A 22,413-nucleotide genomic window follows, 5' to 3' on the forward strand; every position below is an offset into this window, starting at 1 on the left:
CACATCCACGATGGTTTTGACTTTGCGCTGCTGCTCGGGCGTGCGCTCGGCCACCGGCTTGTTCAGCGCCAGGCATTCGTTCACGCGCGCGGCCAGGTCCGCCTGCGTCATCGCCGCATCGACAGGCAGGCCGATGTTCAGCGGGTACTGCACCTCGCTGGGCCGGGGGTGGTTGTTGCACAGGTACTGGTAGACCACGCGCAGGTCGGTGCGGAAGTCGTAAGAGCGCGTGCCGCCCGCCAGCACGCCGCTGGTGAGCAGCACGGCGTCGTAGGGGCGCTTTCCGTCCGCCGTGGTCTGGAACATCTCAGCCCCCTTGGCCGCCACGCTGGCGCCCCAGGACTGGCCGTGCAGGATGGTGCGCTGGGGCTGGGCCACATGGCGCACGAAGATCTGGCGCAGCCGCTCGGTGTCTTCGGCCGCTGCACGCACCTCCACGCCACCCTGGCGGAAGGTGCTGCCCGCCCAGGCGTACCCCGCGCGAACCATGATGGCCCAGCGCTCCAGGTCCTCCACCGACCGTTCCATCTTGGGCGCGCCCAATGCCGGCCCCCCGTGGGCGTGCAGCACCAGGTGGCCGTTCCACTGCTGCGGCAGGGCCATCAGGTAATACGCGCCGGCCAAATCCTGGCCCGACAGGCAGCGGGCAATGGGTGCCAGGTCCTTGGGACATGGGGTGGCTGTGGGCGCAGCCTCTGCCGCCGCACTGGCCTGCGCAGAGGCCTGCACAGAGGCCACAGGCTGCGTGGGCACCGGGGCACAAGCCGCTACCAGGAAGGCCACCCCGGCCAGCACCAGGCACGGCAGGGTGCGTTGTGTTGCACAAAGGGTCTTCATGGGTCAGGTCTCCGTTGGAATTTTCTGGTAGCCCCCGGCACTGTTCGCCGACACTATAAATTTAATAGCTATTCAGGCATGTTTCACTAGCGCTACCAGCCCTTTGGGCCACTATTTGCGGGGCAGGGCACCCGGTCAGTACTTGCCCATGTAGTCGCGCTTGCCCAGCTCCACGCCGTTGTGGCGCGCGATGGCGTAGGTCGCGTTCACATGGAAGAAAAACTGGGGCAGGCCGTAGTGCAGCAGGTAGTGCTCGCCCACAAACTGCTTTTCGCGCGGCGTGCCGGGCTGGATGGTGATCTGGCGCGTGGCAGCCTCGGCAAACGCGGCCTGCGGCAGGCCTTCGATGAACGCCAGCACGGTGGTGATGCGCTCGTTCAGGTCAGCAAAACCGGGGCGCTCGGCGTCGGGCAGCGAAGGCACCTCCACACCGGCCAGGCGCGCGGCCACGCCCTTGGCAAAGTCGCAGGCGATCAGCACCTGGCGGGCCATGGGGAACATGTCGGGAAACAGGCGGGCCTGCAGCAGGGCGTCCGGCTCGATCTTGCGGGCCGTGGCATGGGCCTCTGTCTTGGCCAGAATGTCCTGGAGCGAGCCCAGCATCTGGCGAAAAACGGGGACGCTGGCGTTGTACATGGGGTTCGTCATGGGCGATGTCCTGGAATTGCGTTGAAAACAAAGGGCGCCGTTGCGAACCCTGCCAACCAGGGTCCCGGCGCCACCGACCGCGATTGCAACACAGGCCCGCGCGGAGTGCTGGGCGCCGTGTGGATCCCCTGCCCCGTGGGCCCTTCAGGCCGCTGCAGGCACAGGCCGCGCAGCCCGCGCCGCCACGCCCACCCCCACGAGTGCCGCCGACACCACGCTCAGGCCCAGGGTCACGGCCGAGCCGTAGAAGATGCCCGCCGTCATGCCGTGGTCCAGCATGGCGCCGAACACAGGCGCCGCCAGGCAAAAGCCCAGGTCCAGCCCCGAGTACACCGTGCCATACACGCGGCCCGTGGCACCAGGGGGCGCGGCGCGCTTGATCAGCATGTCGCGCGAGGGGCCAGCCAGGCCCGTGCCCAGCCCCGCCACCGAAGCCGCCACCAGCGCCGCCATGCCCGGCAGCAGCCCCGATGCGACCACCACCAGCAGAGCGGCCGAGCCCAGCAGGCACACGGAGATGATCTTCTCCAGCCGCTGCACACGCCCCACCAGGAAGCCGCCCACCAGCATGCCGGCCGCACCGCACAGCATGTATCCCGTGACCACCATGGCCGTCACTCTCAGCGGCAGGCCGTACATGGACTGCAGCGCCGGGCTGGCAAAACTCTGGATGGCGCTCAGCGCGCAGGTGCTCCAGAAGAAAAACGAGAAACACAGCCACACCGACGGCAGCTTGAGGAAGGCCATGGGGTGCTCGGGCTTGGCGGCCGCTGCACCGCCCTTGGCCTGGTGCGCCCAGCTACCTTTGCGGTCATCGATGGCATCACGGTTCCAGACCATGATGGCCAGCACCGTGAGGGCCAGCAAACCGCCGCACAGGCAGGCCGTTCGCCACGAGCCCGTGGCCGTGGCAATGCCCGCCATGAACACGGGCGCGGTGGCCCAGCCCAGGTTGCCGCTGATGCCGTGCACCGAAAACCCATGCCCCAGGCGCTGCGGCGATACGCGCTTGTTGAGAATGGTGAAGTCCACCGGGTGGAACGGCGCATTGCCCAGCCCGGCCAGCGCTGCCGCCAGCAGCAGGCCTGTGTAGCCCTGCGCCGTGCCCGCCGCCAGGCCTGCGGCGGCAAAACTGGACAACGCAAAAAACATCACCGGCCGCGCGCCCACGCGGTCCACCAGAAAGCCCGACAGCGCCTGGCCCACGCCCGAAAGCACAAAAAACACCGACACCAGCAGGCCCAACTCGGAATAGCTGAAGCCAAACTCGCCGATCAGCCACGGAAACAGCGGCGGCAGCAGCATGTGAAAAAAGTGCGAGCTGCCGTGGGCCAAACCGATGAGGCCGATGGTGCGGGCGTCCTGCCGCAGCGGGACAGGGTTGGCAGTGGGGGCGGTAGCGCCAGAGGTGGAAGCAGTCATGGGCTTGATCTTAGGCAGCATGACCTCGGCAGGTTTACGATAGACAGACAACTTCTATCGCAAACATGCCAAACCCGCCCACCGAACCCGCAGCGCCCGCCGAACCGGGGGTGGAACACTTTGCGGCCCAGCTCGTTCCCCGTGCGCCCGCCGGCAAGCCGCGCGGCATGTCATACGTGGACTCACTCACGCCCGAGCTGTTTGTGCCCACCGCCGCCCGCCCGGTGCGCGCCAAGCTGCGCTGGCTGGCCGCCGACACGCAGGTGATGCCCCACAGCCACCCCTGGGCGCAGGTGGCGATATCGACCACGGGCGTGATCCGCCTCACGGTGAACCACGGCACCTACATCGTGCCGCCCTCGCGCGCGCTGTGGATTCCGCCCGGCGTGGAACATGCCGTGACCATGGTGGAAGACGCCGACCTGCGCACGCTGTACTTTCACCAGCCCCGCGGCCGCTGCGGGCCCGGCGTGCCGCGCGACCACGAAGACGCCTGGCGCCAGTGCCGCGTGCTGGAGGTGTCCGACCTGCTGCGCGCCCTGGTGCGCGAGATGCCCACCACGCCCGATGGCGGCGCCGCGATCAGCCCCGCCGACCTGCGGCGCGAGCAGCATTTGAGCGCCCTGGTGCGCGACGAACTGGCCCGCGCCGCCGCCGTGAAGCTGGGCGTGGACCTGCCGCAGGACAAGCGCCTGCGCCACCTGTGCGAAGCCGTGCTGGCCGACCCCACGCGCCACGACACCCTGGCCGACTGGGCGCGGGACACCGGCGCCAGCCCGCGCACCGTGGCACGCCTGTTCCGCTCCGAACTGGGCAGTACCTTCACCCAGTGGCGCCAGCAGGTGATCCTGGCCAAGGCCGTGTCGCTGGCCGCCGGGCGCATGCCCATGGGCCAGATCGCTGCCGAGCTGGGCTACAGCCCCAGCGCCTTCAGCGCCATGGTGCGCAAGTCGGTGGGGCAGCCGCCGGGGCGTTTTCTGGGGCAGCAGCAGCCGGTACCGGCGTGATGGAGGTGAGCGCGGGGTGTCAGTACCATGCGGACTCCATGACCCTCTTTCGCGCTCCGCGCATTCTTCCTTCCCTGATGTGGGCAGCGCTGGCGTGCGCCACCATTGTGGTGGCCCACGCCGCGCCGCTGGACGTCACACCCGACACGCTGATCGAGCGCGCCAACCTGTTGCGTGACGCCCGCGAGCGCCCCTGGAACCCGGGCACAGGTCGGCTGGGGAATCTGCGGCATGTGCACATCATCGCCAACGACTGCACGGTGCGTGTGGTGTCGGGCGCGGAGAACCGGCTGTTCCTTGGGCGGGGGACGTTCCAGGTGGCCGACACCACCTACGGCGCGGACCGCCAGGGCGGCAACCGGCCCAGGCTGTACGACGTGACGATCAGCGCTGCACAAGGCGCTTCAACCATCCCGCGCGTGGGCGCTGACAACGCTGCTGTGTGCTTCACGCTGCAGCTGGCCACAGCCCACGAACTGCTGCTGCGCGGCGACCACCTGAAGGTGCTGTTCGACCAGGTGGACCTGCCGGCGTTGCGAATCAGCCTGAACCCCAGCCACGGCATGAAGCTGTGGTTCCATGGGGTGCGCCTGGGCCTGCTGAGCGTGAGCTCGAACGCATCGGTCGTGGCGGGCGGCACGGGCCAGGTTCAGTGGCTGCAACTGGCCAGCGCGCAAAGCAGCACAGCGCTGCTGTTCCACGACATGGATGCGCGCCACGCGCGCGTGTCAACCACTACCACCCGGGCACGGTTCTCCATTCGCATTGGCGCAGACACAGATGCCGGCTACTACCAGCCGGCAAGCGCGCCGGGCCAGATCGCACTGGAGTACCCGATCTGGATCGATGGCCCCGTCAGCGCGCTGAAAGTGCCTGCGGGCCGCGTGAACCCCATGCCCCTGACCAGCGCCCTGCGCGATGAAACCCGCGCCCTGCAACTGGACGTGATGGGCCCAGCGGGCCCCCGGCCGGCGCTGCCAGCGCCGGACCCTGGCTCTCCACCGCCCCCGGGCGCGCAGGCTGCAAGCGGTGAGCCCGTCTCACCGCGCCAGCGGGTCAGCGATGTGCTGCAACCGCTGCTGCCCAGCGGCGTGACCCTGGGCAAGATCGACCTGTGGAAGGACGGCGCTGCGCTGGAAGGCCGCGCCCCCGATGACGCGACCGTGCGCCAGTGGGTGCAGGCGCTGCAGCGCTCGGGCGAAGTCCGCAACCCGCAGGTGGCCTGGGTCCGCCGCGAGGCCGATCAGGTGGCATACCGCGTGCTCGTCACCTTTCTGTGCGCGGCGCCGGGGGACCGCAGCGTATGCCTTGCAGCGCCGGGCAGCGCCTACACAGCACAGCAGGTGGAAGACGCACTGCGCCCGGTGCTGGGCAACGACGTGACGCTGACGCGGCTGGCCCTGCATGACGGTAAGCTGGTCGAGCTGGAGGGACGTGGCAGCGAGGCAGAGGCCCGCGCGGCGCTGGAGCGCGTGCGCCAGCAAGTGCCGTGGCTGGAAGCGTCGAGCTCCGGCATCGGCCAGGGCACGTTCTCTGCCCGGCTGCGCATGGTCTGTGCCGCGCCGCCACGCGCAACCCCCGGCATCTGCGCCGCCCCTGACCAGCGCCGCTGAGCTACGGATTAAAGCTCCAGTGCTCCAATCGCCCCTGAGCGTTAGAACAATATGCCTGAGTAGCTATCAAATAGTGAGCGTGCAGATATCCTGATGACTGCAGCGCGCCGCGTCTGCCGCTAAGGTAAGGGCTTGTTCGCCCTACGATGCCGAGCCCCATGACCACTCCACAGCCCCCACGCACCTTCCACAGCTACGAACCCCGCCTGGGCCATGGCCTGCCGCACGACCCGTTCAACGCCATCGTCGGGCCACGCCCCATCGGCTGGATCTCGACCCAGAGCGCCACAGGCGCGACCAACCTGGCGCCCTACAGCTTTTTCAACGCCTTCAACTACGTGCCACCCATCGTGGGATTTGCCAGCATTGGCTACAAGGACACGGTACGCAACGTAGAGGCCACGGGCGAATTCGTGTGGAACCTGGCCACGCGAGACCTGGCCGAAGTGATGAACCAGAGCTGCGCCGCCGTACCGCCCGATGTGAGCGAGTTCGCCCTGACGGGCCTCACCCCCCTGACCTCCACCCGCGTACGCCCGCCGCGCGTGGCCGAAAGCCCGGTCACCTTTGAATGCCGCAGCACGCAGATCCTGCAGCTGCACGGCGTGGACGGTGCCCAGGTGGACACCTGGCTGGTGCTGGGCGAAGTGGTGGCCGTGCACATCGACCAGGCGTTGCTGAAGGACGGCGTGTACGACACCGCGAACGCGGGGCACATCCTGCGGGGCGGTGGCCCGGCGGACTATTTCACGGTGGGGCCAGCGCAATTGTTCAAGATGTACCGGCCGCGCTAGGAGCCTGCTGCTGCTCTCGCAGCAGTCGCAGCGGCGCACACAGTCCGGCGGCTGGTTGACGAGCCCATTGTTCGGTCCAGGCCCACACTTGCTGCACGCCGTCCACCCGTGCGGCGGCACGCTGCAGACCGTGGTCAGCACCCTCGATGCGTTGTGCACAGTAGGGCGCGGTGCGCAAGGCCGCCAATTCCGCAAAACGCGTGTAGGCAACGGCGGGCACCAGCGCATCGTCGGCGCCCCACACCTGCAACAGGGGCCAGGGGCCTCGCAGCAGTGGCAAGGTCAACGGCCAGTTCCACAAGTCGCGCCAGTAGCCGAGGCTGCGCCCCTGCACCACCACGGTGTCGGGTGGCGCGCCCGCCACGATCCGCGACAGCGCGGTCCAGTCGGCCTCCGCGCCCAGGCGGTGTGCCTGCAGCGCGCCGGACTCTTGCGGGTCCAGGCCGCTGGCGCCGATGAGCACCAGGCCCGCCAGGTGCGGCACTTCAGCGGCGAGCGCCGGCAACAGCTCTGCCCCCTCCGAGATGCCCACGAGCAGCTGCGGCACCACGGGTTGCCCCTGGCGCAAGGCCGCGTCGGCGCGCAAGGCCACACGCGCGTGTGCCAGCCAGGTGGAATGCCTGTCCCGCCACACAAAAAGGTGCGGGCAATCGGCGGGGGCTGTACGCGCCTGAGGGTCCACCCCAGGCTTGTGCAGCACCAGCACCTGGGCGTGCAGCAGGCCCGCAAAGTAGCGGTCCGCGATCGGCCCCATGCCTGCGCAGCCCGAGCCGGGGACAACGATCACGCGGTAGCGCAGCGGCGCCGCACGTTCCTCGCGCTGCAGGGCCTGGAGCACGGAGTCGCCGACTCCGGGCAGGCTCCGCAGCGCAAACCCTGCGCCCTCCACAGGCGCTGGCTCGTTCGCGCCCAGTGGTGACGCTGATGCAGCATCGGTCGCGCCATTCGCAACCGGGCGCGCAACCACACAACCGCCCAGCACCAAGGCCACAGCGGCGGACGCAAAAAAGGCCAGCACAGAGCTGGCCTTGGGACACCACACGGCAGCAGCTGGAGCTGTCGCCGGGGAGCGGTGCGTTGTCTGCAATGGCCTACCTCGCACGGTGGGTGGCATGCACTGCGGCTTACTTGAGGATCAGCACCTGCTCAGGCTGCTGGGGTTGCGGCACGGGCATGGACTGGCCGCCCTGCTGGTACACCACGGGCGGGCGCACGCCGCGCGCCAGGTTGGCGTCGGTGTAGCCCAGTTGAATGGCGAGCTGCTGGTACACGTCCTGCGCCAGCGACAGCGAGGTTTCACGCATCACCTTGGCCCGGTTGGGAGGCGCGATGTCGCCACGGATCGACAGGATCTTGGTGTCGTTGCCCTCGCCCTGGGCGGAGAACGCAGCCTTGATCTCGTACGTCTTGGTGTTGATGAGCGAGAAGTCGGCCAGCAGCTGCAGGCCGTACTGGCGCGTGGCGCTGGTGGTGCCCTGCAGGGGCGAGAGCGCATCGGTGAACTCGATGCTGGAGACCACGCCGAACAGCACATAGTCGGCGCCGTTGAACTCGCCCTTCTTGATGCGGGTGATCACGTCGTTGACCTGGGGCTGTGCCTGGGGCGTGGCCATCTTGCCGCCCTGCACCTGGTTGAGCACCTGCTCGGCCTTGCTGGGCTGGGGCTTGCCAGCGTCAAAGCCCTTGCCCTGCACGAGGCGGAAGTACGTGCCCTGCAGGATGGCGCCCTTGATGTCGTTGGTGTAGCCGCCCAGCTCGCGCTGCTCGATGTAGCTGTAGCGCCCGGCCACGTAGGTGCCGCTGGCCTGCTCGGACGCCTGCATGGACTGCTGGCCCGAGTACGAGCCCCCGCCGCCGTACATGCCGTGGCTGTGGCTACCGCCCTGGCTGCCTTGGGCGCTCATCTGGCTGCTGCGCTGGTAGGTGCCGGCCATGAAGTATTCGGACACGCGCTGGGCATAGGCCAGGTCGGTCACGGCGATCTTGGGCGCGGCGCCGGGCTGCTGCGCCTGCGCGCCCGTGCCCCAGGCCAGCGTGGTGGCCGCGATCACGGCCAGGGCCGTGTGGAGGGTGATTCTGCGTTGCATGGTGTGCTCCTTGGGACAGATCAGCGCTTGCTGGTCTTGCGAATCTCTTTCTCGTCCTGCCATTCGATCGTGCCTTCCTGCACATCAAACAGCTTCAGCGTGAACTTGTAGTACACGTCCTTGGTGCTGTTGTTCTGCTTAACGATGCTGGTCAGCTCGCCTTCCATGCTGTACTTGGCGGCGGTCATCTGGCCGACCTTGGCGGTGGTGCCCTGCTTGTACAGGCCGCTCTGGTTCTGGCGCTGCAGCTCGTCCACACCGGCCTGCATTTCGTTGATGGAGCGCACAAAACGTACCTTGCCCGACTTGACCAGCGCGGTCTGGATGGAGTTCATCACGTTGGTGGTGTCGATGTACTCGCTGGTCTTGTTCTTCACGGTGGAGATCGTCACCGTGGGGCGGCCCTGGAAGATGCCGGTTTCGAGCAAACCGCCGGTCATCTTCTCGGCAATCATCTGCAGGTCGGTGGAGCTGAACTCGTTGGTCACCAGCTCGACGGCCTTGGCGTCACCGTAGTTGACCTGGCGGTCAAAACGCACGGTGGGGGACGACAGGTTCTGGCAGGCCGACAGAGCCAGGGTGCTGGCCGCAAAGGCCAGGATCAGCGCGCTGCGCTGGATGCGGTTCTTGGTGTTCATGCTGGTTTACTCCTCACTCAAACAGGGATTGGCGCAGCGCGTCAGCGCGGCTCCACATTCATCTCAAGGCGCAAGTCCACGGCGGCGCTGGTGGGCGCCACGCTCTTGACGGTCTGCTGGCCCAGACCGAGCACGCTCATCTGCTTCCACGATTCGCCGTCGCCCACCTGGTTGCCCACGTTGTCCAGCCACTTGAAGCGGTAGAACACGGTGCGGTCTGTGCGGCCCATGTTGGCCATGTCGGCCTGCACCACCAGGATGTCGTTCTTGCGCACGATGCGCATCTCGCGCACGGCGATGCTGTTGGCCTCACCACGCAGCGCCACCTTGGCGGCCACGGCCAGCGGCGTGGCGGGGTCGTGCAACTGGGCGCTGGCGTTGCCAGCCAGGGTCATCAGGGCCGCGCACAGCACTGCAGGGATCGCGGCGGGGACAAAACGGGTTCTCATGCCAGAGGCTCCTTGAATGGGGTCAGAAACAGGGGTCAGTTCTTGGCAGCCGCTGCGGGCTGGGCGGCCGTGGGCTTGACGGTGGACGAGGGCACGGTGCGGGCGCGGTTGTTGTTGGTGGTGCGCACCGGGGCCGCGGGTGCCGCTGCTGCGGCGGGAGCCGGCTGGGGTGCGGCCGCCACCGTGGGCAGCTGGCCCAGCATGGCCACGTCGCCGATCAGCACGCTGTTGTCATACATGCGCAGAGGCACCAGGGCGTACTGGCCGTCGATCTTGATCGGCTGGGGCAACTGGCGGCCATTGATGGTGACAGTGTGCTCGCCGGGGGGCAGGTAGCCACGGGCCACATACACGCGGCCGGGCAGCATGCGCCACAGGCGGTCGTCCGCCTGTTCGGTGGCCACCGAGGCAGCGGCACCAATCAGGCCGCCAATCAGACCGCCACGCTTTTGCAGCTCGTTCTGCAGCACGCCCTTGGCCACGGCGCGGGTGAAGCCGCGCAGCACCATGCCGGGCATTTCGTCCTTGAGCGCACGGCGGGCCATCACGTTCACGTCGACCACTTTTTCGAGCTTGAGGTCGGTGCCAGCGGCCGAGACCACCGTCAGGGGCGCGTCCTTGGAGGGTTCGATCACGGGGTACGAAATGCTGGCGGTGACCAGGCCACGGCCGGTGGGCACAGGGATGGTGAAGGCCTTGGGCTTGCGTGCAGGCGCGTCACCGGCTTCGACGATGAAGAGCACGTCGGTCATGCGCTGGCGGCGCTTCCAGGTGAAGCCGGTGCGGTTGTCCAGGCCGCGCAGGCCTTCTTCGAGCACGGGGGTGTCGGGCTTGAGCTCGATGGCCTTGCGGTAGCCGGGCGCTGCCAGGCCGGGCTCGTTGAGCATTTCGTACAGGAAGCCTGCCAGATAGTGGCTCAGGGCGTTGGAGTAGCCGTTCTTGAGCGCCAGCACCTCGGGGTCGTTGAGGGTCTCGACAGGGTAGCCATTCAGCTCCTTGCCACCCGATGTGGCGCCCTTGGACTTGGCTTCTTCTTCGGCGGCCAGGGTTTCCTTGGCGCGGAACTCGGCAATGATGGCTTCGCGCTCGTGCGTGCGCTTGATGTCCACGCGGGCGTTTTCAAAATCGCCCACGGCCATGCGGTTGAGCGCCAGGCGCGTGGTCACCCATACTTTTTCGTAGTCCTGGCCTTCGTAGACCTTCAGGCGTTCGCTGATCAGCGCAGCGCCCACGGTGCCCATCAGCTTGGAGGGATTGGTCTTGGCGGTTTCTTCCCATTCCTTGACCTTGTTGTCGGCCAGCAGGAAGGCGTTGGTGCTGTCGGGGTAACGGCGGTCCATGCGCAGCAGCTCGCCGCGTTCCATGTTGTAGAGCAGCGCCGTTTTTTCTTCCTCGGTCTTGGCCGTGCTCTCCAGGCTGGCCAGCGCGGCTGGGATGCCGCCACCGCGCCCGGCGGTCTGCATGTCGGTGGCCACCTTGTCGTGGCTTTGCATCGTGGCACAGCCGGTGAGGGCAGCACTCAGCGCCAGTGCCCACAGCAGGCGCAGGCGGAAACGGGATGGGTGGGCGGTCATGGATGCTCCTTGCAGATCGGTCGGTTGCTCACCAGAAACACCCCGCGCTTACCACGCGCAGCCGTGCAACACCCCGCCAGAGGGAGGGTGCTGTGAATACGGCGTGCGTGGTAGAAGTCCGGTCAAGGCGGGTGCTGGCAGCCCGTGCGCCCCCTCCCGGCGCGGATACGTGCTGTGTGCGGCCCCCTCTGGCTGTGAGTTTCTTGGTTGTTATGTATGGGGTTGTAGCCAGCCGCGCAATGTAGCAAAAGCTTGTATCTTTTCTGTAACCGTGTGGGGCCCGCGACACAGACGGACACAAGCACTGGCGCATGGAGTGCATGGCATGCATGTCATCCCTCCTGCTGCTGGCGCGGCATGCGGTACAGCCACACCACCCGCCCGCCGGGCGCACGCAGCTGGGCGCTGGGCAGCCAGCCAGGCACCGCAAACTCCAGGCTCACCAGCCATGCACCGGGGGCCAGCTCGGCCTGGGCCTTGGCGGCTGCGCGGGCCATGCTCTCGGGCCGCTGGAACAGGTACACCATCTGGTAGGCGCTCCAGTCGGCCTTCCACATGTCGGCACGCTGCACCCTCGCCCAGGGGCAGCGCAGGGCGCACAGCAGGCGCAGCGGCCAGCTCCACTCCAGCCCTTCGAGCTGGGCGGCAGGGTAGGCATGGCGCAAGGCCTTGAGGCCATCGCCCAGGCCACAGCCCGCATCGAGCACCCGCGCACCCAAAGGCAGCGGGGCCTGCACGGCCAGAGACTGCAGCGCATGGCGCGGCGTGGGGAACAGGGGCGCATCGCGCCACGCATTGAGTGGGTAGACCAGCAGCAACAGCGACAGCGGCACCAGCCACGCCCAGGTAGGCAGGCTGGCCGCCCCGAGCAGCGCCAGCGACAACGGGAACCCTGCGGCAATCAGCCCGCGCCGCCACCAGCTGTCGCCCAGCACACTGGCAGCCGTGCCAAGAAGGCAGGCCGCCAGCAAGGCGGCCACCGGGGGAACCGCGCGCTGCAGCGCCACAAAGATCAGCCACGCGCACGCCCACGCCGCCAGTGCGGGCAGGGGCCAGGGCATGCGCAGGGCGAGCATGGTTCTCCGTTCTCAGCGGCCAAAAATGCCGCGCAGCAGATTGACGGGGTTGACCACGTTGCCCGCGTCCGTGCCGCCGTCGCCTGCCGGCGGCTGGCCTGCGGGTGCACCGCCCATGCCGCTGGAGTAAGCGCCTGTACCACCCGACGGTGCGCCGGGTGCCGCGCCCATGCCACCACGGCGTCCCTGCATCTCTTCGCCCAGCATGGCCATGGTGTGCGACTTCACACGCACGCGCACCGCCCATTCAGGCTCCCACGCGGCCTTGGGGTCGGTCGGGCGGGGTGGGTACACGATGTGGCTCTCGCCACCGTAGGCCATCATGCGCAGCATGGGCGTGGCATCGCGCCCGCCGCCTGCAAAGATGCCTTGGGGGATCGCGCATTGCGTGGTCTCGGGCTGCAGCAGCACGCGCTCCTTGAGCCAGCGGTCAATGGTGGCAGGGGAGAGGTAGTCGAACAGGCCCATGCCCGTGTCTGGCGTCTCGGCGCTGGACCACATGATGAGGTCGTCCCCGCTTTGCGACATGGCGTGCAGGTAATAGGCGCGCGCATTGCGCACGGGCTGCCAGCTGGTGCCCATGCTGTCCTGCGGCTTGCCGGTGGTGCGCAGGTCGATGGCGGGCATGAGGTCTTGTGCCGCACCCAGCGTGAACTTCATGGACGCAGGCACACCGTCGCCGCGCACCTGGTGTTCGCCCACCAGCGAGCTGTCCCGCGACAGGCTCACCTGGTTGCGTTCGTTGGGGTACAGCGCATAGGCCGGGCCCACGCGCGGCCCCCGGTCGGGCACGGCGCGGCCGGCAAAGGCCTGTGCGTAGTCGGTCGGCTTGGCGCGCGCCAGATCGATGACGCGCGGCTGGCCCGCACGCACCGAGGCGCCGCAGCCCCAGTACAACAGGATGCGGCCCTTGGGCTGGTGCTGCTGGTATTCCTGCGGCACCTCGCCCGGCTCGGTCTGGGTGGGCTGGGCACGGGGCGGAATCAGCGGAAGGGATTCGCCCATGCGCATGCCAGGCGGTATGGCCTGGCTGGCTTCGACGCCGGGGCGCAGGGTGTTGTGCAAGGCGATGTCGATGACACGCGGCGGCATGATGGACATGGCGCGGGCGTGGCCGTAGGACGTGTTACCACCACCCGCCCTGCCCTGCGCGCCACCGCCCACCCCCCCCATCAGGCCGCCGAGCATGCCGCCGCCACCGGGCAGGCTGTCCATCTCGGGCATGCCCGCCATGGTGCCGGTGGAAACATCCATCCACAGCTGGACTTTGGGGGCTTTCGTGGTTTGGGCCTGGGCGCCCAGGCTGGCGATGCACAGGCCAACGGCCAGGCAGGCGGGGGTCAGGACGAAGCGCAAAGAGGTCATGGGGGTCTGCTCCAGGAGATACATGGATCACCCGGCAAACCATCGTGGGCCGCAAAGCAGCGTCGTCGCCGCCCTGTGAAGAGGCCTTGCGGTCAACCCGGGTGTGTTGAACGCAGCGCAGTGTAGGCCCCGCAAGGACGCATTGTGCCCCTGCAAGTTACCTGTGGAAACCGTTTGTGTGCGCTATTTCACGCATGTTTGCGCGGCGACAGCGCCGCGCCCCGGACCAGCGGTCGATCAGCCGCGCAGGCGGTCGATCAAGCCATTCAAAGCTTCGAGCGAGCCGAACTGAATCGCCAGCTCGCCCATGTCCTCCACCCGGCCGTGGCGCTTGACGCGCTTTTTCACGCGCACCTCGACCTCAGCCATGAGCAGGTCCGAGAGTTCTTCTTCCACACGCTTCAAGTCGCGCGACTTTTCCTTCTGGGGTTTTTGCGGCACCAAGCTGAACTCGGCGCCGATCTTCTTGACCAGGGCCTCGGCCTCGCGCACCGACAGCTTCTTGGCCGCGATCTGGTTGCCGGCCGTGATCTGCGCGGCGCGGTCCAGCGACAGCAGCGCGCGCGCATGGCCCATGTCGATGTCGCCCGCCATGAGCATGGTCTGCACGGGCTCAGCCAGGTTCAACAGGCGCAGCAGGTTGCTGGCAGCGCTGCGCGAGCGGCCCACGGCCTGCGCGGCCAGCTCGTGCGTCAGGCCAAACTCCTTGACCAGGCGCTGCAGGCCCTGGGCTTCTTCCAGCGGGTTGAGGTCCTCGCGCTGGATGTTTTCAATGAGCGCCATGGCGGCGGCCGACTCGTCCGGTACATCGCGCACCAGCACCGGCACCTCGGCCAGGCCCGCCAGGCGGGAGGCCCGAAAACGCCGCTCGCCCGCAATGATTTCGTACAACGCACCCTCTTTGCTGAGGGCGCCCATCGCAGGGGAGGGCCCCTGCGATGCTCGTTCCTGCCGGCGCAGCCGAGCTTGTTCGTCGCTCAGGCGACGAACAAGAATCGGCTGCATGACGCCCTGGACCTTGATGGACTCGGCCAGCTCGTACAGCGCGCCCTCGTCCATGCGCGTGCGCGGCTGGTACACACCCGGCACCAGCTCGGAGAGCGGCAGGCTGCTGGGCAGGCCCGCTTCGGCGGCCTGGGCCTGCTCCACTTTGTCTTCGACCTTGGGGCCCAGCAGGGCTTCCAGGCCTCGGCCGAGGCCCTTGGGTTTTTTGGTGACCATGAAATGCGTCTCGCGAAAGGAAAAAGGGAAAGGGGGGAAGAATCAGCGGTCGATGATGACCAGCGTGCCGTGGCTGCCGGGCGCCACGGCGTGGGGCACGCCAGCGGGCACGATGAACACCTCGCCCGCGTTCACCTCGGTGACCTGCCCTTGCAGGGCGAGGCGCATGCAGCCGTCCAGCACCAACAGCGCTTCGTCAAAGTCGTGCGATTCGTCGGGATAGGCCGCGTCGTCCATGCGCAGCACCTTGACGTTGGCGCCCGCAGCCTGGCCCACCACCGTGGAGTTCCAGGCGCGGGGCAGTTGGTCGGCAATGGCGGGCAGGCTGATCTTGGTCATGGGTCGGCAACAAGGGTTCAAAACATCAACGCGCAGAGCGGCTCGCCACGCGGCGTCGCTTGCGACTGCGCCACAGGCGCAGCCACACACCGAACCCGAGGGCCAGCAGCACCAGGGCCAGCATGAACTGCCCCAGCGCGCCCACCACCACCGCCCCGCTGGGCAGCAGCCAGGCCAACACCACTTGCAGCGCATCGAGCGGCCAGTAGAGCGCCACAGGACGCTGCGCCATCGTGGGTGATTGGCTCTGTGCAGCACCCGCCGTATCCGGGCGCTTGCGCCAAAAGGCCCATCGGTTCATACCGGGGTGGCGAGCTGCATCAGCCAGCCGCGCCCCTCGTCCCAGTCGCCCAGCCCGGATTCGGCATTGATGTGCCCGCGCTCGCCATAGTCCACAAACCGCGCACTCCAGGCCTGGGCCAGCCCTTCGGCGCGCTCGAAGCTGCAGTACGGGTCGTTGCGGCTGCCCACCAGCACGGCCGGAAACGGCAGCGGCTGGCGCGCAATGGGCGCCCAGCCGTGGATCTGCGCAGCCAGGTCGGGCCGCTCCACATCGCCCGGCGCCACCAGCAGCGCGCCGCGCACCTTGGCAGCGTGGCGGGTGTGCGCCGCCCACCAGGCGGTGAGGATGCAACCGAGGCTGTGCGCCGCCAGCAGCACGGGGCCCTCGGCATCGGCCACAGTTTCTTCCAGGCGGGCCGACCAGTCGCCGCGCAGCGGACGCATCCAGTCGTGCTGCTCCACACGCTGGTAGCCGTGCGCAGCCTCCCAGCGGCTTTGCCAGTGGTCGGGGCCAGAGTTCTGCCAGCCGGGCAGCAGAAGGATGTTGGATGCCTTCATTACTATTAATTTGGTAGCTACCAGCGCATATTCCTCATGCGCCTGCGGCCATTTTTGTCATGGAAGAGGCTGCTGCAGGCATGGTGTGCACCCGCTCGACCATCTCCTGCGCAAACTCCACAAAGGCCTGGCTGCCCTTGGCGGCCGGGTCAAACACCACACCGGGCAGCCCGTAGCTGGGCGCCTCGGCCAGGCGCACGTTGCGCGGGATCACGCTGTTGAACACCTTGTCGCCAAAGTGGCCCTTGAGCTGGTCGCTGACCTGCTGTTGCAGCGTGATGCGCGGGTCGAACATCACGCGCAGCAGGCCGATGATCTGCAGGTCGGTATTGAGGTTGGCGTGCACCTGCTTGATGGTGTTGACCAGGTCGGTCAGGCCTTCCAGCGCAAAGTATTCGCACTGCATGGGCACGATCACGCCGTGTGCGCTGCACAGGCCGTTGAGGGTGAGCATGGAGAGTGACGGCGGGCAGTCAATGAGCACAAAGTCGTAGTCGGAATCGGCCTCGGCCAGGGCGGCCTTCAGGCGCTTTTCGCGGTGCTCCAGCGCCACCAGCTCCACCTCGGCACCCGCCAGTTCGCGGTTGGCGCCCAGCACCCAGTAGCCACATTTTTCCGACAGCACGGCCGCCTCTTTGACCGAGGCGGATTCGAGCAGCACGTCGTACACCGTGAGGTCGAGGCTGCGCTTGTCCACGCCCGAGCCCATGGTGGCGTTGCCCTGCGGGTCCAGGTCCACCATCAGCACACGCTGGCCGATCTTGGCCAGCCCGGCGGCGAGGTTGACGGTGGTGGTGGTCTTGCCAACGCCACCCTTCTGGTTGGCAACGCAAAAGATTTTGGCCATGTGGGTGTTGCAGTCCGTGTTGTTGTCGTTGTTGTTTTATTTGGAGATGGCCAGCTTGATGCCAAAGCCGATCAGAAAGACGCCCGCCACTTTCTCCAGCACGCGGCCGATGCGCGGGTTGGCGCGCATGCGCTCGGCCACGTGGTGCGTGAGCAGCACGGCGACCAGCCCGTAGACAAACGTCAGCACCGCGACCGTGGCCGCCATCACACCAAAAGTCAGCAGCCCCTGATGCCGGGCCGGGTCCACAAACAGCGGAAAAAACGCCATGTAGAACACGATGGCCTTGGGGTTGAGCAAGGTGATGAGCCCGGCCTGCTTGAAATAGTGGCGCGGCTGGATGTTGAGGATGGGTTGTGCGCCGGGTTTGGCCGTGACCATCTTGAAACCCAGCCACGCCAGGTAGGCGGCCCCCAGCCACTGCACCGCGTGGAAGGCCGTGGGGTAGGTGGCGAGCAACGCAGCCACACCAGCCACTGCCGCCCACATCAGCACCTGGTCGCCCGCAATCACGCCCATGGTGGCCGCTAGGCCGCCGCGAATACCACCCTTGCTGGTGGAGGTGATGAGCGCCAGATTGCCAGGGCCCGGAATAAGCAGGAACAACACGATGGCGGCGACAAAGGCGCCGTAGTCTGCGATGCCGAACATGGTTTCTCCTGGTGCGCGGGGAGGGTGCGACCGAAAGATGCACCCGGGTGAGGAGCCGAGTTTACGCGAGCCCCCTGCCCCACCCGCCGAAAAGTCAGCGCCCCGAGATCAGGCGGGCTTCATCCAAATGATGCAGCGCTCCGCGTCCAGGCCCGGCACCGTGAGCTGTTCCACGTGAAACACCGCCACATCTCCAGGTAGCGCAGCGATTTCCTCATGGGGGTGTTTGCCTTTCATAGCCAGCCACGCGCCGTGGGGCACTGCCAGTGCGCTGCGCGACCATGTCACGAAGTCTGGCAACGAGGCAAACGCGCGGCAGCTGATGACATCGAACGGCGTGCTCAGCGTCTCGACCCGTGCATGCACGCCGTGCAGGTTGCGCAGCTTGAGCGCCACTGCTGTCTGCTGGATGAAGGCCGCCTTCTTGCCCACGGTGTCCACGCAGCTCACATCCACATCAGGGCAGCAGATGGCAAACACCACACCGGGCAGGCCGCCGCCCGATCCGACATCCAGCAGCTTCACCGCCGCCAGCCCACCCTGCTGCAGGCCCGCGACATGCCGCCGCAGCGGCGCCACGGCGGCCAGACTGTCCAGCAGGTGGTGCGTCATCATCTCCTGCGGGTCACGCACAGCAGTCAGGTTGTAGACCTTGTTCCACTTTTGCAGCAGCGCCAGGAAATCCATCAACAGGGAAACCTGCGCATCGCTCAGGCCCAGCGCCAGAGCGTCGACCCCGGCTTGCAATTGTTGGCGCAGGCTGTCGTGGTTGTTGTTCACCGCCATCGTCATGCCGCCACTTCGCCTTCTGCCTTGGATGGCATGGCGGGTGCCACGACGAACTCCTTGAACCCACCCTTTTTCAAATGCACCATCAGCAGCGAGATCGACGCAGGCGTAATGCCCGTGATGCGGGAGGCATGGCCCAGCGTCTCGGGCCGGTGGCGGGTGAGCACTTGGCGCGCCTCGATGCTCAAGGCCGTGACCTGCATGTAGTCCAGATCGGGGGGCAGGCGCAGTTTTTCGAAATGCGCAGCACGCTCCACCTCGCCCTTCTGGCGGTCAATGTAGCCTGCGTACTTGGCGGCAATCTCCACCTGCTCCACCACCGGGTCACTCAGGTCACCCAGGGTTTCACGTGAAACATCGGCAGATGCGTACTTGCCATCATCCATGGACATCAGGTTGGCGTAGCTCACATCCGGGCGGCGCAGCAGCTCGAACAGGTTGTATTCATGCTCGATGCTCTTGCCCAACACCCGCTCCGATTCGGCGGCAGGCAGGTTGCGGGGGTTCACCCAGGTGGCCTTCAGGCGTTCTGTTTCACGTGAAACCGCATCGCGTTTGCGGCTGAACGCATCCCAGCGCGCGTCGTCCACCAAGCCCATCTTGCGGCCCGCTTCGGTCAGGCGCATGTCCGCGTTGTCCTCGCGCAGCTGCAGGCGGAACTCGGCCCGGCTGGTGAACATGCGGTAGGGCTCGGTCACTCCCTTGGTGATCAGGTCGTCTACGAGCACGCCCAGGTAGGCTTCATCGCGGCCGGGCAGCCAGGCGACTTCCCCCCGGCACTGCAGCGCAGCGTTGATGCCCGCGAACAGGCCCTGGGCTGCCGCCTCTTCATAGCCCGTGGTGCCGTTGATCTGCCCAGCAAAGAACAAGCCCTGGATCTGGCGGGTCTCGAAGCTGCTCTTGAGCGAGCGCGGGTCGAAGTAGTCGTACTCGATGGCGTAGCCGGGGCGCAGGATGTGCGCGTTCTCCAAGCCCTTCATGCTGCGCACTAGGTCGTACTGAATGTCGAACGGCAAACTCGTGCTGATGCCGTTGGGGTAATACTCGTGCGTGGTCAGGCCCTCGGGCTCCAGAAAAATCTGGTGGCTGTCCTTGTCGGCAAAACGGTTGATCTTGTCTTCCACACTGGGGCAGTAGCGTGGGCCCACGCCCTCGATCTTGCCGGTGAACATGGGGCTGCGGTCAAAGCCGCTGCGGATGATCTCGTGCGTGCGCTCGTTGGTGTGGGTGACCCAGCAGGGCACCTGCTTCGGGTGCATGGCGGCACTACCCATGAAACTGAAAACGGGCACCGTGCCCTCGTTCACGCCGCCGGGCATGCCGTCTCCAGGCTGCTCGGTGCACTTCGAGAAGTCGATGCTGCGCCCGTCGATGCGGGGCGGCGTGCCGGTCTTGAGGCGGCCCTGCGGCAGCTTCAGCTCCTTGAGGCGCGCCGACAGCGACACCGCCGGCGGGTCCCCTGCCCGACCGGCCGCGTAGTTGTTCAGGCCCACATGGATCTTGCCGTCCAGAAAGGTGCCCGCCGTGAGCACCACGGTGCGGCTGCGGAAGCGGATGCCCACCTGCGTCACGGCGCCCACCACGCGGTCGCCCTCCACCATCAGGTCGTCCACCGCCTGCTGGAACAGCCACAGGTTGGGCTGGTTCTCCAGCATGCGGCGGATGGCGGCCTTGTACAGAATGCGGTCGGCCTGGGCGCGCGTGGCGCGCACCGCAGGGCCCTTGGAGCTGTTGAGAATGCGGAACTGAATACCGCCCTCGTCCGTGGCCAGGGCCATGGCGCCACCCAGCGCATCCACCTCTTTCACCAGGTGGCCCTTGCCGATGCCACCAATGCTGGGGTTGCAGCTCATCTGCCCCAGCGTCTCGATGTTGTGGGTCAGCAGCAGCGTTTTACTGCCCATGCGCGCGGCGGCCAGCGCGGCCTCGGTGCCTGCATGGCCACCGCCGACAACGATCACATCAAATTCCTGGGGGTACAACATGGGGACACTCCGGGGCCTGGCGGGCCCGACAATCAAAACACCCGGTGCGCTAGGGTGCCCTGTCAAAGGCGCCGCACACCGGCCTTGCTGGCGGCGGGCGCACCTGGCGCCCCAGCAGGCAACCCGCGATTTTCCCACTTTGCGCAGACCGTGTCTGTTTCTACGCCCCTCACCCTCTTCCTGACCCAGGTGCTCGGCCCGCCACCGACAGCCGTATAGACATGGTGGACCAGCGCTCAGTGCCTGCAGCTGCAACGCAGCCAGCCACTGCTTCGAGCCGGCGAGCACTGGCGGCACCTGTGGAGCGCGGCGACTGTACTACCTGGACCGCGACAGGGCGGAGTCCAACAAGAAATTCTTTCTGGACGGTGCCCTGTTCTGGCCCATCACCCCCACACTGCGCCAGCAGCCGGCGATGTTTCACGTGGAACCCATGGAAGACGGTGTGGTGTGGGCTCTGCCCTTGCCCACTGATCAGGAAGTACCACGAACCTGCGCAGGCTGGACACCATGGATGGCACTGGACCACGGCGCGCAGTGCACCCTGCTCGACGGCAAAATGTAGCGCGTGCAAGAGTTTCTGCAGTTCCGCTGCCCGCCAGCGCTACACCAGTTTGCTGGACTAGACCACCGAAGCCTAGCCCCCAAGGCCCTGCCAACCGATTGGGCCCAGGTGCGCGATCAATGGAATGCTGCCAACCTGTGGCGGGCTCTGCTCAGTCTGGTTTTGTTCATCACGGCACTGTGCACTCTGGCAATTCGCTCGACGTCTCTAGCCCCCCGCCGACATCATCAGCCGTCGCTGCTGAATCGGTGCGGCGTACGCTATCCAGATCGGCAACCCAAGCCACGAAGGAGCATTCGTAGCTCAGCGGAATTTCTCGAGCGGTATGCTCTCCACCATTCGCGCATAGCCGAGATCATTCAGATGCAGGCTGTCTGCGTCGCGGTATGTAGCGAGGATGCGCGAGGGCTCGGACGGGTCACGCACTGCAGCATCAAAATCAAACACACCTGCAACTTCGGTATTGGTCCGAATCCAGGTATTTACCGCCTGGCGCATTTCCTCCCCCGCGTCAGAGAAATACACGTGGCCCTTGAAAGGCGTCAACGTAGCAAGGTACACCTGAACTCCTGCAGCCTTCCCAGCGGCCACCGCCGCCGCAAGACTGGCGATAACCTCCGCCGCATTCGCCTTCTCATCCGGTGTCCAGGCCTGCTGAAAACCAATGTCGTTGATGCCCATCTGTACGATGGCATGCGTCACGCCCGACACCCCCAGCACATCGCGCCGAAAGCGCTCAACGCCCTTCAAGCCAAACCGGTCATGCAACCAGCGGTTACCTCCCAGCCCTGCGTTGACCACCGACACCGGAGCGCCTGTGCCAGCCTTGAGCAAGCGCGAAGACAACAGATCGGGATAACGTTGGTGTGCGCCCAAAGTGGAGCCATTGCCGTCGGTCAGCGAATCGCCGAAAGCCACCACCACGCGGGCGGGGCCCTTCTTGTACACATCAATCGCGCTCATCCAATGCCACGATGTGAGCAGGTTATCAGCGGCGGACGGCATGGTCGCCGCACTGCTCAAATCACCAGAGGCCAAGTGCTGGACTGCGTTCGCGTACCTGTGCGCCGTGGTGGAATCGGCCACCTCCCGCACATACACACTCACTGCCAAGTTGCCGCCGTCGGGCACGCGGATCGATACCCTGTCACTCCAGACCTCGCCACCGGCAGGGATCGAAACAGACTCTCTCCCCTGGAAAGTTAGTGCCACATCAGTCGCTACGTCCACCGATCCCTCCCCGGTGCTCAGGGCCACTCGCACACGCGCCAACGGCACAGACGCCTTGCCATGCAGGTTGCTAAACTTGATGCGCACCTGGTCACCGCCCAGCGACAGGTGTGCGGTCTGCCGCAACGTCTGATTCTGGAAAACCGTACTGGCGGGCGGCGGTATGTCAAGAAAGCGCACGTCTTCCTTCAGGTCGCTCACAACACCCAGCCATGTTCCTACAGGCTTAGCCTCTTCAGGCGGGGGCGCATCGCCACCGGAACCACCCCCGCCACAACCGGTCAGCCCGCCTGCGGCCAGGGCCCCGAGTGCCGACAGAACAAATCGCCGATTGGTACGCATCCAGTTTTTCACAGACTGCATTGCAAGTGGTCCTTTATATGATCACCGTGAATCGGTGTGCCCGAGTCTATGGCGTGTTGCCCACCATTTTCCT

The 22,413-nt window shown here is 66.6% G+C and carries 22 protein-coding genes and 1 pseudogene; 4 read left to right on the top strand and 19 right to left on the bottom strand.

Features of this window, described 5'->3' with window-relative positions:
• From ISS20_RS02850 to ISS20_RS02860, 3 genes and pseudogenes are all read right to left on the bottom strand, one after another.
• Nucleotides 1–837, bottom strand: a pseudogene (locus ISS20_RS02850) (hypothetical protein); the annotation flags it as partial.
• Nucleotides 838–972: 135 nt separating this feature from the next.
• The gene (locus ISS20_RS02855; RefSeq protein ID WP_291433497.1) at nt 973–1,485 is read right to left on the bottom strand and encodes a DUF1993 family protein; all 513 of its coding nucleotides are present in this window, start codon (nt 1,483–1,485) and stop codon (nt 973–975) included.
• A 144-nt stretch (nt 1,486–1,629) separates the two neighbouring features.
• Nucleotides 1,630–2,907, bottom strand: coding sequence for an MFS transporter (locus ISS20_RS02860; RefSeq protein WP_291433500.1), 1,278 nt, complete (start codon nt 2,905–2,907; stop codon nt 1,630–1,632).
• Between the two features lie 65 nt (nt 2,908–2,972).
• Here ISS20_RS02860 and ISS20_RS02865 point away from each other — a divergent pair, with 65 nt between their 5' ends.
• From ISS20_RS02865 to ISS20_RS02875, 3 genes are all read left to right on the top strand, one after another.
• Complete coding sequence (locus tag ISS20_RS02865) at nt 2,973–3,914, top strand: helix-turn-helix transcriptional regulator (RefSeq protein ID WP_291433502.1); 942 nt, start codon at nt 2,973–2,975, stop codon at nt 3,912–3,914.
• Nucleotides 3,915–3,952: 38 nt separating this feature from the next.
• Nucleotides 3,953–5,527, top strand: coding sequence for a PilN domain-containing protein (locus ISS20_RS02870; RefSeq protein ID WP_291433504.1), 1,575 nt, complete (start codon nt 3,953–3,955; stop codon nt 5,525–5,527).
• A 158-nt stretch (nt 5,528–5,685) separates the two neighbouring features.
• Nucleotides 5,686–6,321 (top strand): flavin reductase family protein, encoded by a 636-nt coding sequence (locus ISS20_RS02875; protein WP_291433506.1) that lies wholly within the window; start codon nt 5,686–5,688, stop codon nt 6,319–6,321.
• On the opposite strand, the gene ISS20_RS02880 is transcribed toward ISS20_RS02875, so the two are convergent.
• The 15 genes from ISS20_RS02880 to mnmG all read right to left on the bottom strand — a co-directional run bounded on the left by ISS20_RS02880 (nt 6,299) and on the right by mnmG (nt 20,182).
• A complete protein-coding gene (locus tag ISS20_RS02880) occupies nt 6,299–7,339 on the bottom strand; it encodes an alpha/beta hydrolase (RefSeq protein ID WP_291433508.1) in 1,041 nt (346 codons plus the stop codon). The two genes, ISS20_RS02875 and ISS20_RS02880, sit on opposite strands and share 23 nt — an antisense overlap.
• Before the next feature lie 106 nt (nt 7,340–7,445).
• Nucleotides 7,446–8,408, bottom strand: a complete 963-nt coding sequence (locus tag ISS20_RS02885) for a hypothetical protein (protein ID WP_291433509.1) — start codon at nt 8,406–8,408, stop codon at nt 7,446–7,448.
• Between the two features lie 20 nt (nt 8,409–8,428).
• Nucleotides 8,429–9,046 (bottom strand): penicillin-binding protein activator LpoB, encoded by a 618-nt coding sequence (gene lpoB / locus ISS20_RS02890; RefSeq protein ID WP_291433510.1) that lies wholly within the window; start codon nt 9,044–9,046, stop codon nt 8,429–8,431.
• A gap of 41 nt (nt 9,047–9,087) precedes the next feature.
• Nucleotides 9,088–9,495 carry a YcfL family protein gene (locus tag ISS20_RS02895; protein ID WP_056056988.1) on the bottom strand — a complete coding sequence of 136 codons (408 nt, stop codon included), beginning with the start codon at nt 9,493–9,495 and terminating at the stop codon, nt 9,088–9,090.
• Between the two features lie 35 nt (nt 9,496–9,530).
• Complete coding sequence (locus ISS20_RS02900; protein WP_291433513.1) at nt 9,531–11,069, bottom strand: hypothetical protein; 1,539 nt, start codon at nt 11,067–11,069, stop codon at nt 9,531–9,533.
• A gap of 332 nt (nt 11,070–11,401) precedes the next feature.
• Nucleotides 11,402–12,145 carry a class I SAM-dependent methyltransferase gene (locus ISS20_RS02905; RefSeq protein ID WP_291433514.1) on the bottom strand — a complete coding sequence of 248 codons (744 nt, stop codon included), beginning with the start codon at nt 12,143–12,145 and terminating at the stop codon, nt 11,402–11,404.
• Nucleotides 12,146–12,157: 12 nt separating this feature from the next.
• On the bottom strand, nt 12,158–13,510 hold the full coding sequence (locus ISS20_RS02910; RefSeq protein ID WP_291433515.1) for a hypothetical protein: 1,353 nt from the start codon (nt 13,508–13,510) through the stop codon (nt 12,158–12,160).
• A gap of 237 nt (nt 13,511–13,747) precedes the next feature.
• On the bottom strand, nt 13,748–14,731 hold the full coding sequence (locus ISS20_RS02915) for a ParB/RepB/Spo0J family partition protein (RefSeq protein WP_291433517.1): 984 nt from the start codon (nt 14,729–14,731) through the stop codon (nt 13,748–13,750).
• Nucleotides 14,732–14,773: 42 nt separating this feature from the next.
• Nucleotides 14,774–15,070 carry a cupin domain-containing protein gene (locus tag ISS20_RS02920; RefSeq protein WP_056056978.1) on the bottom strand — a complete coding sequence of 99 codons (297 nt, stop codon included), beginning with the start codon at nt 15,068–15,070 and terminating at the stop codon, nt 14,774–14,776.
• 25 nt (nt 15,071–15,095) lie between these two features.
• On the bottom strand, nt 15,096–15,302 hold the full coding sequence (locus ISS20_RS02925) for a hypothetical protein (protein WP_291433520.1): 207 nt from the start codon (nt 15,300–15,302) through the stop codon (nt 15,096–15,098).
• A gap of 65 nt (nt 15,303–15,367) precedes the next feature.
• A complete protein-coding gene (locus ISS20_RS02930; RefSeq protein WP_291433522.1) occupies nt 15,368–15,910 on the bottom strand; it encodes an alpha/beta hydrolase in 543 nt (180 codons plus the stop codon).
• Nucleotides 15,911–15,944: 34 nt separating this feature from the next.
• Complete coding sequence (locus ISS20_RS02935) at nt 15,945–16,757, bottom strand: AAA family ATPase (protein ID WP_291433523.1); 813 nt, start codon at nt 16,755–16,757, stop codon at nt 15,945–15,947.
• Nucleotides 16,758–16,793: 36 nt separating this feature from the next.
• Entirely contained in the window at nt 16,794–17,408 is a 615-nt protein-coding gene (locus tag ISS20_RS02940) for a LysE family transporter (RefSeq protein WP_291433524.1), read from the bottom strand.
• A 108-nt stretch (nt 17,409–17,516) separates the two neighbouring features.
• Nucleotides 17,517–18,200, bottom strand: a complete 684-nt coding sequence (gene rsmG / locus ISS20_RS02945; RefSeq protein ID WP_291433525.1) for a 16S rRNA (guanine(527)-N(7))-methyltransferase RsmG — start codon at nt 18,198–18,200, stop codon at nt 17,517–17,519.
• Nucleotides 18,197–20,182, bottom strand: coding sequence for a tRNA uridine-5-carboxymethylaminomethyl(34) synthesis enzyme MnmG (gene mnmG, locus ISS20_RS02950; RefSeq protein ID WP_291433527.1), 1,986 nt, complete (start codon nt 20,180–20,182; stop codon nt 18,197–18,199). Before mnmG ends, rsmG begins: the two co-directional genes overlap by 4 nt.
• Nucleotides 20,183–20,597: 415 nt before the next feature.
• Here mnmG and ISS20_RS02955 point away from each other — a divergent pair, with 415 nt between their 5' ends.
• Nucleotides 20,598–20,747, top strand: a complete 150-nt coding sequence (locus ISS20_RS02955; RefSeq protein WP_291433529.1) for a hypothetical protein — start codon at nt 20,598–20,600, stop codon at nt 20,745–20,747.
• A 303-nt stretch (nt 20,748–21,050) separates the two neighbouring features.
• On the opposite strand, the gene ISS20_RS02960 is transcribed toward ISS20_RS02955, so the two are convergent.
• Nucleotides 21,051–22,331 (bottom strand): GDSL-type esterase/lipase family protein, encoded by a 1,281-nt coding sequence (locus ISS20_RS02960; protein ID WP_291433531.1) that lies wholly within the window; start codon nt 22,329–22,331, stop codon nt 21,051–21,053.
• Nucleotides 22,332–22,413 lie beyond the last annotated feature (82 nt).

The organism is Acidovorax sp. (genome assembly GCF_016783915.1).
Lineage (GTDB): Bacteria > Pseudomonadota > Gammaproteobacteria > Burkholderiales > Burkholderiaceae_C > Acidovorax.

Excerpts from the sequence above, each read along its gene's own strand:
- ISS20_RS02940 (WP_291433524.1), bottom strand. The coding sequence starts at position 17,408 with ATGTTCGGCATCGCAGACTACGGCGCCTTTGTCGCCGCCATCGTGTTG.
- ISS20_RS02910 (WP_291433515.1), bottom strand. The coding sequence starts at position 13,510 with ATGACCTCTTTGCGCTTCGTCCTGACCCCCGCCTGCCTGGCCGTTGGC.
- ISS20_RS02955 (WP_291433529.1), top strand. The coding sequence starts at position 20,598 with ATGTTTCACGTGGAACCCATGGAAGACGGTGTGGTGTGGGCTCTGCCC.
- ISS20_RS02920 (WP_056056978.1), bottom strand. The coding sequence starts at position 15,070 with ATGACCAAGATCAGCCTGCCCGCCATTGCCGACCAACTGCCCCGCGCC.
- ISS20_RS02865 (WP_291433502.1), top strand. The coding sequence starts at position 2,973 with ATGCCAAACCCGCCCACCGAACCCGCAGCGCCCGCCGAACCGGGGGTG.
- ISS20_RS02885 (WP_291433509.1), bottom strand. The coding sequence starts at position 8,408 with ATGCAACGCAGAATCACCCTCCACACGGCCCTGGCCGTGATCGCGGCC.
- ISS20_RS02915 (WP_291433517.1), bottom strand. The coding sequence starts at position 14,731 with ATGGTCACCAAAAAACCCAAGGGCCTCGGCCGAGGCCTGGAAGCCCTG.
- ISS20_RS02930 (WP_291433522.1), bottom strand. The coding sequence starts at position 15,910 with ATGAAGGCATCCAACATCCTTCTGCTGCCCGGCTGGCAGAACTCTGGC.
- ISS20_RS02870 (WP_291433504.1), top strand. The coding sequence starts at position 3,953 with ATGACCCTCTTTCGCGCTCCGCGCATTCTTCCTTCCCTGATGTGGGCA.
- ISS20_RS02875 (WP_291433506.1), top strand. The coding sequence starts at position 5,686 with ATGACCACTCCACAGCCCCCACGCACCTTCCACAGCTACGAACCCCGC.
- ISS20_RS02860 (WP_291433500.1), bottom strand. The coding sequence starts at position 2,907 with ATGACTGCTTCCACCTCTGGCGCTACCGCCCCCACTGCCAACCCTGTC.
- ISS20_RS02935 (WP_291433523.1), bottom strand. The coding sequence starts at position 16,757 with ATGGCCAAAATCTTTTGCGTTGCCAACCAGAAGGGTGGCGTTGGCAAG.
- ISS20_RS02895 (WP_056056988.1), bottom strand. The coding sequence starts at position 9,495 with ATGAGAACCCGTTTTGTCCCCGCCGCGATCCCTGCAGTGCTGTGCGCG.
- ISS20_RS02855 (WP_291433497.1), bottom strand. The coding sequence starts at position 1,485 with ATGACGAACCCCATGTACAACGCCAGCGTCCCCGTTTTTCGCCAGATG.
- ISS20_RS02900 (WP_291433513.1), bottom strand. The coding sequence starts at position 11,069 with ATGACCGCCCACCCATCCCGTTTCCGCCTGCGCCTGCTGTGGGCACTG.
- ISS20_RS02905 (WP_291433514.1), bottom strand. The coding sequence starts at position 12,145 with ATGCTCGCCCTGCGCATGCCCTGGCCCCTGCCCGCACTGGCGGCGTGG.
- lpoB (WP_291433510.1), bottom strand. The coding sequence starts at position 9,046 with ATGAACACCAAGAACCGCATCCAGCGCAGCGCGCTGATCCTGGCCTTT.
- mnmG (WP_291433527.1), bottom strand. The coding sequence starts at position 20,182 with ATGTTGTACCCCCAGGAATTTGATGTGATCGTTGTCGGCGGTGGCCAT.
- ISS20_RS02925 (WP_291433520.1), bottom strand. The coding sequence starts at position 15,302 with ATGGCGCAGCGTCCTGTGGCGCTCTACTGGCCGCTCGATGCGCTGCAA.
- rsmG (WP_291433525.1), bottom strand. The coding sequence starts at position 18,200 with ATGACGATGGCGGTGAACAACAACCACGACAGCCTGCGCCAACAATTG.